Annotated in this window: 12 protein-coding genes; 6 read left to right on the top strand and 6 right to left on the bottom strand. The window is 56.7% G+C overall.

What is annotated here, in order from left to right:
* Positions 1-46: 46 nt before the first annotated feature.
* Positions 47-1,711, bottom strand: coding sequence for a type IV secretory system conjugative DNA transfer family protein (locus jaqu_RS09210; RefSeq protein WP_043918689.1), 1,665 nt, complete (start codon positions 1,709-1,711; stop codon positions 47-49).
* Positions 1,712-1,853: 142 nt separating this feature from the next.
* On the opposite strand from jaqu_RS09210, the gene jaqu_RS09205 reads away from it, so the two are divergent.
* On the top strand, positions 1,854-2,762 hold the full coding sequence (locus jaqu_RS09205) for a hypothetical protein (protein ID WP_043918688.1): 909 nt from the start codon (positions 1,854-1,856) through the stop codon (positions 2,760-2,762).
* 11 nt (positions 2,763-2,773) lie between these two features.
* Here jaqu_RS09205 and jaqu_RS21355 read toward each other — a convergent pair whose 3' ends face one another.
* Positions 2,774-3,166: a hypothetical protein gene (locus jaqu_RS21355; protein ID WP_161793851.1), complete on the bottom strand. Its 393-nt coding sequence runs from the start codon at positions 3,164-3,166 to the stop codon at positions 2,774-2,776.
* A 29-nt stretch (positions 3,167-3,195) separates the two neighbouring features.
* On the opposite strand from jaqu_RS21355, the gene jaqu_RS09200 reads away from it, so the two are divergent.
* The 4 genes from jaqu_RS09200 (at position 3,196) to jaqu_RS09195 (ending at position 8,697) form a co-directional block, all read left to right on the top strand.
* Positions 3,196-3,534 (top strand): hypothetical protein, encoded by a 339-nt coding sequence (locus jaqu_RS09200; protein WP_043918687.1) that lies wholly within the window; start codon positions 3,196-3,198, stop codon positions 3,532-3,534.
* Positions 3,535-4,333: 799 nt separating this feature from the next.
* A complete protein-coding gene (locus jaqu_RS21055; RefSeq protein ID WP_084629631.1) occupies positions 4,334-6,478 on the top strand; it encodes a DNA methyltransferase in 2,145 nt (714 codons plus the stop codon).
* Entirely contained in the window at positions 6,478-7,443 is a 966-nt protein-coding gene (locus jaqu_RS21050) for a hypothetical protein (protein ID WP_084629628.1), read from the top strand. The genes jaqu_RS21055 and jaqu_RS21050 overlap by 1 nt, the downstream gene beginning before the upstream one ends.
* A 339-nt stretch (positions 7,444-7,782) precedes the next feature.
* Positions 7,783-8,697, top strand: a complete 915-nt coding sequence (locus jaqu_RS09195) for an ArdC family protein (protein ID WP_043918686.1) — start codon at positions 7,783-7,785, stop codon at positions 8,695-8,697.
* A gap of 31 nt (positions 8,698-8,728) precedes the next feature.
* On the opposite strand, the gene jaqu_RS21630 is transcribed toward jaqu_RS09195, so the two are convergent.
* Positions 8,729-8,992: a hypothetical protein gene (locus tag jaqu_RS21630; RefSeq protein WP_043918685.1), complete on the bottom strand. Its 264-nt coding sequence runs from the start codon at positions 8,990-8,992 to the stop codon at positions 8,729-8,731.
* A 68-nt stretch (positions 8,993-9,060) separates the two neighbouring features.
* Positions 9,061-9,243, bottom strand: a complete 183-nt coding sequence (locus tag jaqu_RS09185; RefSeq protein WP_043918684.1) for a hypothetical protein — start codon at positions 9,241-9,243, stop codon at positions 9,061-9,063.
* A gap of 566 nt (positions 9,244-9,809) precedes the next feature.
* On the opposite strand from jaqu_RS09185, the gene jaqu_RS09180 reads away from it, so the two are divergent.
* The gene (locus jaqu_RS09180) at positions 9,810-10,040 is read left to right on the top strand and encodes a hypothetical protein (protein ID WP_043918683.1); all 231 of its coding nucleotides are present in this window, start codon (positions 9,810-9,812) and stop codon (positions 10,038-10,040) included.
* Positions 10,041-10,058: 18 nt separating this feature from the next.
* Here the strand turns inward: jaqu_RS09180 and jaqu_RS09175 are convergent, their stop codons facing one another.
* On the bottom strand, positions 10,059-11,375 hold the full coding sequence (locus jaqu_RS09175) for a relaxase/mobilization nuclease domain-containing protein (protein ID WP_043918682.1): 1,317 nt from the start codon (positions 11,373-11,375) through the stop codon (positions 10,059-10,061).
* The gene (locus tag jaqu_RS09170) at positions 11,372-11,794 is read right to left on the bottom strand and encodes a MobC domain-containing protein (RefSeq protein WP_043918681.1); all 423 of its coding nucleotides are present in this window, start codon (positions 11,792-11,794) and stop codon (positions 11,372-11,374) included. The genes jaqu_RS09175 and jaqu_RS09170 overlap by 4 nt, the downstream gene beginning before the upstream one ends.
* Positions 11,795-12,094: the final 300 nt, after the last annotated feature.

The following is a 12,094-nucleotide window of genomic DNA, read 5'->3' as shown; positions in this document are numbered from 1 at the left end:
TGCCCCCGCCCGTGACTTTAACCTCATACATAGCCATCGTTTTTCCTCACTCTTTCTTCGCGTAGTCGAGCCGTAGTCGCGGCTTCACATCGGGGCAGTCGCCCTCGACGGGATTGACCGAAGCCCATTCGCGCCAAGGCGCGACGAACCAGAAGGGCATGCGCTCGCCCAGGATCGGCCTCACGCCGTTCACCAGAAGGAGCTGCTGATCGGCCCCCATCTGCTTGATCTCTTCAGGCCGCATGAGCGGCTGGCCCGTCTCGCCAAGGCTCTCGCCGATGTCATCGTCATCGGTGCGCCCGAGATTGAAGCTGAGCGTCTTGACCGTTTTCTGGCCGAGTGCGCGTGACAGCTTCTGTGCGAGCTGATCGCTATTGACGGCGAAGAACTGCTTCACCTCGGCCTGCGAAAGGATCGTCTCTGTCGTGTTCGGGCCATACAGCCGAACAAGTTCGGCCAGTTCCTGCACGATGATCCAGACCCGCACCCCGAGCCCAGGCAGCGCTGTCAGGCTTTCAGCCAGCCCCGAGAGCTTGCCCAAGTTGGCAAACTCATCGAGCAGAAAAAGCACTTCGCCTTTCTCGGGCGAGCGCGCGACTGCCGAGATCGCCTGATTCACGATGAGCCCGAGCGCTGCGCCGTGCGATGCGATCCGATCCGTCGGAAATGCCAGGTAAAAGCTGACCTTCCCGCTCTTGAGATCGGCCAGCGCGACATCACTTCCCGAGACCGCATCGGCGAGATAGCCGCCAGGCTCGAAGATATCGAGCTGCTGGATTGCACCTGCACGGAAGTCACCGAACAGATCGGCGTTATCGCGCATCTGGCTCGCCAGATCGTCGCCAAGATCGGCAAGGATGCCGCCCAGCTCTTCGGACTTGCGCATCGCCTCGACCGCGCGCTCAAGGCGAAGCGGGTTTGCGATCAGCCTCCACATCTCCGGCAGCGTGCAGCGCTTTGGCGCATGAAGCGCCAGATACAGCAGCACCGCCCGCATGATGCTCCGCGACCCGTCGCGGAAGTAGCGGTTCCGCGTATCTTCCGGCTCGGGATAGAGCTGCATGACGATGGACTTCACCTCATCGGTTAGGCCGCGCCTTAGAGCCGGATCACCAGCAAGTGCGATTACGTTCTCAAGCGGATTGATCCGGTGACAGGGAAGACCGTGCAGCTTCCAAGGGCTGAAGATCACAACATCCTGGCCGAACCGCTTGCGCCGATGCGCGGCAGTCATCGCGGCCAGCTCGCCCTTGGGATCGGTCACAACGACCGAGCTCTGGTAGTGCAAGAGGTTGCCAGTCACGACGCCAGCGCTCTTTCCTGACCGCGCGGGCGCGTCCAGAAACAGGTGCGCTCTGCCGTTAAAGAAGAGCGGCACGCCATCCAGCAAGCCCAAGTAAAGGCCGCTTGGATCGGTCAGGCCTTTCTCCGTGCATTCGGCAAGGTCCGCGAACTCGGCATTGCCGTAGATGCCAGAAGGCTTCAGTGCCTCAAGGCGACTGACACCACGCAGGAAGCGGCCATAGCCAGCCATCGCCGCGCTGAAGAGCCCGAGCCCGCCGAAGGTCTGCATCACACCGATGCGGAAGTTATCGCCAGCATCGAGCGGCGTCCCGAAGATATCGGGATAGATGGCGGCCATCGCGAAGAATGAGCCGCCGATCAGCAAACCGCCGATCACCGAGCCGTTCTTGTCATCCTTGCCAGCCATGATGCTTCTCCGCAAAAATCGTTGCTGCGGAGAAATTTAGGAAAGGCCGGAAACCCAAAAAGCTGCGAAAGTTCGCTTCTTTTCCTGCACTTTCCATGCAAAGCTCTGCACGGATGCACGGATTTGCAGGAAGCTGGAAGCCATGCCTTGGCAGGAGGATGACGATCACAACCAAAAGCTCTTGAAGGCTTTGGAGGCGCTTGCATCCGAGACGGGCGCGATTGAGCGGCTGGCAGGCGCGATTGATAATGATGAGCGTTCGCGCGCTCTCGACCGCGCACGGCAGGGCGACAAGCATAAGCCGCGCCAATCGCTGATCCAGGCCACAACCCTCTCGCGGTGGATCAAGGGCGGGCTAACGAACGCCCAGCCGCACAAGAAGCGCCTCGTCTATGAGTTCCTGAAACGATCCCCTGAATTCGCGACGGATATCTATCGGCCAGAAGGTCGCTTGCCCCGTGGGTTTCTCGCATTCGCAGCTAAGCATTCCGAGCGCCTTGGAAAGCCCTTCGACAAGGACTTGAGCAAGCTAGACGGCGCGTTCGAGCTCTATCGGCCCGCCTGGACAACGCCCGAGCGCAAGGATCGCGTCGTCATCTCGAAACTCGAAATCAAAACCGAAAGCGGTTTTACCCGCTTTCGGGAAGAGCAACGTTACACGGACGAAGCACTGCATGGCGCTTTAATCGATGACCAAGACGAAGGCGCTGTTATGTTTGTCGGCGCGCAGATCGTTTTCCTGGGTATCGGCATCAATGGTGAGGGGATGAAGCTTTACGCCGCGACCAACTGGTTCGGCCAGCTCATCGATCCGCGCCCCGTAACGAGCTTCAGCGGTCTCGCCATCGGAATATCAGGGCGGCAGGAAACGCCTGCATCACCCTTCATTGCCGTGCGGTCTCGAAAGACCTTTCAGGACATCGAGACCGCTGCCGTTTCCATTACGGATAAGCGTATTCCAGCCGACATCCGAAAAGCCCTGAGAGGGGAAACCCCATCTATGGGATCAGGCCTATTGCCCGCACTGGCGCAGAAATTTCTGACGGGGTGACGTTTGCCAATTCAATTAATGCTTGTGTCGTCTGGAGCAGGAAGCCAAGAAGGTTGCGGAAGTCCCATCTGCTCACGGTCGTCACATACTTCGCTGAGCCATGTCATAAGGGCTAAGCCAAATTCCATTGATGGTTGCTCCGCTTGAATAGATGCAATCACTGCCTCCAACCGCATTGCACCTCTTTCGACTAGCCAATCCAGATAATCCCAATGGACCTTTCGCATGACAACGATTTCTTTGTGTCCCATTGCATTTGTTAGAAAGCGGCCAACCTCTTTCCCGCTTTCGCCAGGACGATTAATCAAGTTCTTCAAATTTGGATGCAAGCTCATACAATCATTATATCCAATAATTGAGGACTTTGCCAAATTCTGCACGCTCTGTAGTGAGAGGGATTTCAAGCCCCCCGCCGATAGCCTATAAGCTCGTCATGCGTGTTCTATTTGTCTGCACCGCCAACAAGCTGCGAAGCCCGACGGCCGAAGACCTCTTCAAGGACTTCGGCGGCCTCGACGTGCTGTCCGCTGGCACCGATACCGAGGCACCGCGCCCGCTGACCAAAGAGCTTGTTGCCAGTGCCGATCTGATCTTCGCGATGGAGGCACACCACCGCGAGCGGATCAGGAAGAAGTACAAGCAGCGCCCCGCTGACAACCGCATCATCACGCTCCACATACCCGATGAATATGAGCGCGATGATCCTGAACTCGTAGCGCTGCTGAAGGCACGGGCTGAACCCCGTCTTCACGACCTCTGCGCTACGGGCTGAGATCGTAGCATCGCCTTGCGATCTCAGCGTCCGTAAGCTACCGATATCTTTGTACTACAAAGAGCAGCAACCATTTTTACTACAATGGCTTTTTCGTACTACACGCCGTTTTGCCCCGTTTCCTGACACGCAAGATGTGTTTTGTAGTACAAAACCATCTTGGCAAGGGGGCTACTGCGTACCCCCGTTGCATCCCCCAGGCCGTGGCTCTGTCGGGCATTGAGCCCATCCAGAGCCAGTAGATCGTATCGCCGATCAACCACTCGCGGGAAACTTCGCTTTCCCTGCACCCATCGATCAAGGGGCTATCGCGCCCCTTGAAACCCACTCGCACCGTCTGGCCGTTGCATCACCAATCAGGGGCGCGTTCCTGCTCCCCCGATACCCCCATGACCACTTCATGGAGACGACTTCATCGAGACCAAGGGAAGGAAGCTTTCGCGCTGCCCTTCCTTGGAACCATCCCATCGACCAATGAGCCTTCGAGCCCCTTGGAACCCTGACCAGGAGGGAGACATCCGCTCTCCCTCACTGGACCTCCCATCGACTTGCGGACACCGCCCCAAGCCCCCCCCGACCAACCCTGCGCGGATTGGATGCGCGCCATCTTGCCGAAGCCGTACCGCGGTCGTCGGATTTCTCGCGTCAGACTTCTGGCAGTGAAGAGCTATCGAAGCCCGCCTCGTTTGAGTGAAGGGCAAGCCTAGACTACGGACAAGTTTGCTGAATTCTATGGATAACGTCATCTGAGCTATATGTTGCGATTGCAGCAGCCAAAACAACCATATAATCTGCTTCTATGAGCATGCCTGAAGTCATCACCCGCCGAGCCTTGGACCCCAGCAGCAATCCGTTCGCGGAGGCAAGGGAGAGGTTGAACCTCTCCCACAAGGAGCTCGCCGAAAAGCTCAACTCGTCCTTCTACACTCTGATGAGGTGGGAGCGAGGCGATCAAGCTCCAACTGCGGATGCGCTCGCTCGTTTGATGAATCTACTCGACCCCTCGAAGCAAGTCGATGAGCACCTCCAGGCTGAACCGCGTGATGTATTCTTTGCCTCGACGGGAGCACGTACACGTGAAAAATTGGATCGAAGCCTTCCAGATCAACCTATACCGATGCTGGATCAGCCACGAGAAACGATTATTGGCGACCTCGTGGATGACGATCTATGGGGTGACGGAGACCTCGCGCTGGCTGACATATTGTCGAGATGCGATGCGCCCGCAATCACCCGCGATACTCCGTTTAGTGAAGAAGTCTCGGCGGGGAAAAATACCTACACTTACGACGCGCACACCTACCACACCAAGGTGCCGCCTCAGGGTATTGCAAGAATAATTTCCAAGTATCTGCCAGAAGGTGGAGTAGTACTTGATCCATTTGCAGGCAGCGGCATGACAGGAGTGGCCGCAAAATACCTTGGATATGACGTTATCCTCAACGAACTTTCGCCTGCCGCGTGTTTCATTGCGCACAACTTTCTAAAGAAGGTCGATACACAAGAGTACTCACAAACTGTAAATCAAATTCTTGAGAATCTAACTGAACTTCGCGCAAAGCTATATTCAACAGACTGTCGAGAGTGCGGCGCGAACGCCGAACTCCAATTCACCGTTTGGTCATATGAACTCGAATGCAATCATTGCCATGAAGAATTTGTGCTTTGGGATCATTGCCGCAAGTATGGAAAGACGGTTCGTGAGCACAAACTCTTAAGAAAATTTCCATGCCCCCATTGTGGTAACGAGGTAAATAAGTCCTATCTCAAAAGACGAGATGCTGTTCCTGTGTTCGTCGGCTATAAGTGCTGTTCCAAAAAGATTATGGAGCATGAGCTGAATGATATGGATCGTCAGCGAATATCGGATGTAGGCGAGCTCTTAGATTCTTTTCGTGATGGCTTCCCCAATTTCGAACTTCCAGACGGAGTCAACCTCAACCAACCCAAAAGGCATGGACTGGATAGTATCGAAAAATTCTACACGCCTCGAAACTTAATTGCTTGCGCCGCAATTTGGAAAGAAATTCGAAGAATCGAGAATCCTGACCTTGCAGCAGCGGTTGGCTTCGCCTTCACTTCGCTTTATCAGCGCGTTACGCGTCTGTCAGAATATCGGTTTTGGGGCGGGAGTGGAAACACCGCGAATTTCAACGTTCCACAGATTTCGAACGAATCAAATGTATTCATTACCTTTGAACGCAAAGCAAAGAGTATTGCGGATCACTTTCTGACCACTGCAAGCAGCTATGGCGGACGTTCCCTCGTCCGCACTGGAAGCGCAAGCGACTTAAGCTTTCTGCCAGAAAACTCAGTAGACCTCATTTTTACAGACCCTCCATTTGGCGGCAACATTAACTACAGCGAGATGAATATCCTTTGGGAGTCGTGGCTTGGTAAATTTACCGATGCTACCAGCGAAGCGATTATGAACCGCTCTCAAGGGAAAGGGGTTGATGAATACCAGAAGCTGATGACGGAAAGCCTAAGTGAGGCCTATCGCGTACTTCGTCCAGGACACTGGATGGTCTTGGTCTTCATGAATTCATCTGAAAAAGTCTGGACCGCTTTGAGAAATTCAATCGAATCCGCTGGCTTTTCCATTGAAGAAATAAACATCTTTGACAAACAGCACGGAACCTTTAAGCAATTTGTAAGCGATAATACTGCCGGAGCTGATCTAATGCTCCATTGTAAGAAACTTGGCGCTCCAACAAACGCGCGGAAACTATATCAGCCGAAGATTTCTGACATCGCATCTTTTCTTGAAAGTTGCGAAGGTTCGCTTCCTATCCTTCCATTTCTTCATGTGCAGCGTGAGGCCGAGATCGATTATCGAACTCTTTACAGCCGATATATTGCGAAGTCTCTTGACGAAGACCTGTCAATCGTAAGCTTCGCCAGCTTCCGAGCTGAAGCAGCGCGCATCTTGGAGAGCCGATAGTGACTAGTTTGGTGGTCTTCACGGAGGAACAAAAGAAGCGCGCGAAGATTCTTCTCGCAGCAAAAGTTGCATCTATGATGGGCCGAAAGCTCGAAGAAGGTGATTGGAGCGAGGTTTACTGTAAAGCAAAAGATATACCAGACACCGGATGGAGCAATCTACATATCGATGTTAGTCACAATGGACTTGGTATTGAATTCAAGATGCTCCGCATAGCTCAATTGCGTGGTAAGCCAATAAAGAGTGTCTGCGGGACAACATTGATGCACCCGGCGGCAACACGTTCGATCCGAGTCGATGATGTCAACCTAGACGCCAATGAGGTGATGGAAGACGTGCTGCTTCAATACTCAGCTCTTATCGAAGAACGAACGCGACGTGTACTCGAAGGTAGTCCAAATGGTTCTGCCGATATGCGACTAGGATGGTTGCTTTGGGAAGACGAACTGAAGGAATTTCTTTACTTTGAAGAAGTGATGGGAAAACCTGATCCAACGCAGTTCTATGCAGAATGGAATGAAACAGCGGCGAGGGGCGCGCGCAAATCCAGCAAAAGTCTGTGGATCTATGAGAAATCAACAGACAAAAAGCGGTACTCGGTAACTACGAGTGCAGGCATTAAGATCCAACCTTACTTTGATGTGCCTGCGCCAAGCGATCCAAATCTTGTCTTTTTTCGCGTTCAAAGTGAACGGCTGGATGCGGACACTGTTATTCTCTGGGTGGCAGCCGCAACTGCTGAGCAGCTGAAACAGAGACTAGGTTCAATCGATAAGGAATCGGTGAGTAACGCTGTTTTTGAAGCGGCAGAAAAATATCACGACGATGATACTTTCACAATTGATGATCTTCATTCGGCCGTACCAATTGCGATATCAAATGATGCATTTGAACTGCTGCTGAACCATTGGGAAGCAGTCAGTGATGACCACCGAATTCAATTGCTTCTAAAATCCCTCGATTGATAATTCACGCACCGCTGCGCGGACGGGCTCTCGTGGACCGAGCCCGCCTGTGGCGGTCTCGGCCATGCGGCTTCGATCCCTTGCGCTGATCTGATGCCAGCCCGTTCGGGCTGACTTTCTCTTCTTCTTGTTTGGGGTCTGCGACCCCGTTCGCCGTCAAGACCAAGCCCTTCGCATGAGCTGCGGGCGCAGCCAGCGGTCTCCCCGTCCTTCCGTGCTGCGCGTGTGCAGGACGGGCGATCCCCCTCCGCTGTCTGCGGTCTGTGACGGTCTCCCCCCTCTCTTCGCCAGAGGGGCAGTTCGGTTGCATGCGCAACCGAAGAAGGGAGAAAAAAAGAAATGAAACAAGACGTTTACCAGAAAGTCACCGACAAGATCGTGGCCGACCTTGAGAAGGGCGAGCTTACATGGCTGAAGCCGTGGAACGCTGGCAACATGGATGGACGGGTGCTGAAGCCCCTGCGCCATAACGGCGTGGCTTACAGCGGGATCAATGTCCTGATGCTTTGGGCGGCTTCGATGGAGCAGGGTTACTGCTCCCCATTCTGGATGACCTACCGCCAAGCCAAGGAGCTAGGGGCGCACGTCCGCAAGGGCGAGCGCGGCGAGCAGGTCGTCTATGCGGGAACGCTTTCCAAGACGGAAGAGCAGGACGACGGCAGCGAAGAGGAACGCAGCTTCCGGTTCATGAAGGCCTATACCGTCTTCAATGTCGAGCAGGTCGAAGGCTTGCCCGAGCACTACTACGTCAAGCCCGAGCCCGTCATCGATCCCGCCGAGCGGGACGAGAACGCGGACAGGTTCTTCGCAGCAACAGGCGCAGACGTTCGGCATGGCGGGGGTCAAGCCTTCTATTCCAGCGGCAGCGATCACGTGCAGATGCCCGTCTTCGAGTGCTTCCGCAGCCCCGAGGCCTACTATGCGACCTTGGCGCATGAGCTGACGCACTGGACGAAGCACAAGAGCCGCCTTGATCGGGACTTTGGCCGCAAACGCTTTGGCGATGAAGGCTATGCAAGGGAAGAACTGGTCGCCGAGCTTGGCGCGGCGTTTCTCTGCGCTGATCTAGGCCTCACGCCCGAGCCTGGCACCGATCATGCCGCCTATATCCAGAGCTGGCTCAAGGTTCTGAAGGACGACAAACGCGCGATCTTCAGCGCCGCCGCCTACGCCCAGAAGGCCGCAGACTACCTGCACAGCCTTCAGGCTAAGGCGGAATCTACCAACCAAGACGAACAGGGAGTCGCCGCGTAAGCGGCGGCTCTCGCCCTCATTCAATCCAATTTCAAAGAAAGGAACAAAAACAATGACATTGGAAGTCCACAACATCACATAGCGCGGCGTAGAGATCGAGGTCGTCTATGCCGAAAAGAAATTCGGAGTCATCGATCATGTCGAGCCGCGCACAGAAGGCAAAGCGCCGCTCCCTGTCACTGAGACAGGCTATCGCTCCGAATATTTCGCGCTCGGCACGGCCAAAGAATATGGCGGCGTTGTCCCGCTTGTCACCGCTTGGCTCGACCACGAGGCCGAGCGCGTGAAATGGCATGGCTCTCAGCTTTCCCTTTTCTAGGGCAAGAAAAATTTGCGGCTGGCCTTGAGGCCAGCCGCATCTTTTTAGCGGAGAGCTGGCGCACGTGCTGCCAGCTCATCTTCGATATGGCGCATCGAGGCGAGCGCGGTGCGCTGTGCCTCGCTATCGCGGGGCGCGGCAGTGAAGGCGATGAACGCCTCCTTGCGCAGCCCGTAGAGCTGCACGGTGCTGAGCTTTGCCGCTTCAAATCGAGTGACGAGTTTCATGTCATCCTCCTTTTGCTTCAAGGAGGCCCCAAACCGCTCAGGGCCTTTCGGCCCTCGCTCACCATCATCATCGGCCCAAGAAGGCCCTGATGGTTCGGCGGGTGACTTGAACGCACAAATCAGGAGGTGCGCTGAAGCACTTCATCTCGGGTTGCGGCGGCAATTGCGATGCGGCGCAGGTCAAATCGGTCACTGCGGCATGAGGCAGCCAAGAGCCTGATCTTGCCTGTCCCGTAATTGACAGGCCGCAGCGCCGCCTTGCTCCAGATGCGGGATATATCGCCAGAAGATGAGCCGCCGTGCTGTCGTCTCTCAGCACAGATGCGGCTGGCCTTCGGGACAGACGCGGTTTTTTCCGACCCCGTGCCGTTCATGCCCCTTTGTTCCCGGATCGACTCGCAATGACACACCAATGAATCCCTTGGGCGAAGTCGGCGCGCTCTTCAATGGGACTGCCCGCACCACCTGGCTGCGCCAGCCGTGTTGCCCATGAAGACCCCGCCTTATGCCTTCGCCCGATGCGGGAGGGCGTTAGCAAGCAGGCCCTAAACAAAGGAGATGAAATCATGGCACGCGAAAACAAGACCACGACCCAAAGCCCGAACGCACCCGACTTCCTGGCCTGGCACGTGACCAATCGGTCCGAGAAATCGTTCTGGAACAAGGTCGGCGCGGCCTGGGCGCACAAGGACGGGCAAGGCTATACCCTCCAACTGGAGACTTGCCCCATCAACGGACGGATCGTCCTGCGCCTGCCGCTCGATGATACGCCGCCACAAAAAGAAGAGGGGCGCTGATAGCGCCCATCTCATCAATTACGGCTCATAGCCGCGCCGCCGCCGCGTGCGCGGCGGCCTCGGGCGCGGGCCGTCATCGCCGTCGCCATCGCGCTCGATCTTGCGGCTTTGCGTGTGATCGATGCGATCCAGCTCCATGTATGAAGCCACGTCCTCGCGGAGCTGAAGCAGCTCTTCCTGCGCGGCGTCGCGCTGCGCCCTGATCTCGCGCTCAAGCGCCTGCCGCTCTTCGAGCTGCCGCATGATAAGCGCGTCTTTCTCATCGCGATCACGGCGCAAGGCTTCAAGCGTTTCACGCTCGTTCAATGCTTTTACCTTGGCATAGCGCCCTGTCAGGCGATGCCAGATGCCTACCATGCCTTTCGGCAGCCGTGCCGCTCGCGCCAGCGTCTCGGCTTGCCAGCGCTTTTCTTGGGCTTCGCCCGAGGCGCGGCGCTCTTCAACGTGCCGCCCCACGACTTCCGCTTTGCGGAAATCGATGAAGGCCGAGCGCCGCTGCGCGTCCTTCTCGGCCTGTTCGATGAATTCCCTAATCTTGCCCGTCATGCGGGCAGCGATCTCGGCTTTCACCGTATCAACGCACGGCAGCTCTGACGGATCGCCGAGCTTGGCGGCGACCTCCTTGACCTTCACGCCTGTCTTGCGGGCGATGCCGTAGACCTCGCCGCGATAATCGACGGCGACGAACGCCCGACGATCACCTTGCGCCAGAACGAAGCCGCGTTCTGCGAGCGCCTGTTCGAACGCGGCGCGGCTGTCGGACGACTCCCAGGCCTTGCGGAAGACAGCCTTCAGCTCCTTCGGATCGAGGGCGATCCGTTTCGCCTGTTGCCATTCCGTGCGGGTGAAGCTCAAGGGATCGCGCAAGCGCTGATCCTCCAGCCCGCGCGGCATAGTCCAGCCATGCTCAAGGAACAACTGACGCGACACGTCGCGCAGCTTCACCTTGTAGTGGCTAATATTGATCGAGCGCATCCGCTCGCTATCAATCCGCGACCAGACCGCGTGGGCATGGCGGCGACCGTTCTTCTCATGGAAGATGACCGCGCGCGGCTGGCCTTGCAGCCCGAGCTTCTCTTCGACCTGATCGATGGCCTTCTCGAAGGCTTCGATGCTGGCATGAGCGCCTTCTGGCGGGTTGAAGCTCATCGAGAACATATAGTTCTCGCAGCGCGTGCCTTGCGCGATGGCATGAGCTTCGCCGAAGGCATCGATCAGATCGTCACTGATAAAGCCGCGAACCTCGGGCAGTTCGACGTGTTCATTGTCCCGCTGATCCAGAAGGTAGCGGGCGAGCTGCGGGGCATCCCCGCGCTCTTTGGCTTTCAGGATCACGGCTCAAGCTCCGGCCCGCCGAGCGCCTTCAGCAGATCGGCGCGGAGTTCAGCGATCTCGCGGCAGGCCTCACGCAAATCTTCTTCCGTCTCGGGTGTGACGGGCAGCGAGCCCGTATTCACGGCCTTGGCGAGCTGGTTCAGGTTCGAAGACAGCCTTGAAGCGCCGAGCGCACCCATGACGCGCCCGAGCGCTTCTTTATCCTTCACAGGGCTATTGCCGCGCCGTGTGCGCGGGGCGACATCATCGCCAAGCAGCCGCTCGCGGATATACGCCCCAAGGGGCTTTCCGTCCGCGTCCGCCTCTAGCCGCGCTCTTTCCTCATAGGTCAGGCGCAGCGAGAAGGGCGGCGGATACTTCTTCGGCGCATCCGCCTCGGGCGCGGCTATCTTATTGAAATCATGGCGTGAACTGGTCATAGTCACGCCTCTGACTCTTAGAGTCTAAAGGCGTGAGATGGCGTTCCCACTCTTCAAGAACCTCGAAAAGTTGGTTCGAGGTTTCTCCCGTGAGGCCCACCAAACACCTTTCGTCAGAAAGGTGGACCCCCCTCTCCGCAGTGGACCCGAGCGACAGCGTGATCGAAGATCGCGCGAGAGCATCCAGCGTTCGAACCAGGTCCCGACAGGCCCACCAAACACCTTTCGCCAGAAAGGTGGCCCCATCTCCGCAGTGGACCCGAGCGACAGCGTGATCGAAGATCGCGCGAGAGCATCCAG

Source organism: Jannaschia aquimarina, assembly GCF_000877395.1.
Taxonomy (GTDB): Bacteria; Pseudomonadota; Alphaproteobacteria; order Rhodobacterales; family Rhodobacteraceae; genus Jannaschia; species Jannaschia aquimarina.
The sequence above is the reverse complement of the archived record's forward strand: the minus strand, read 5'-3'. Positions and strand labels throughout refer to the sequence as shown.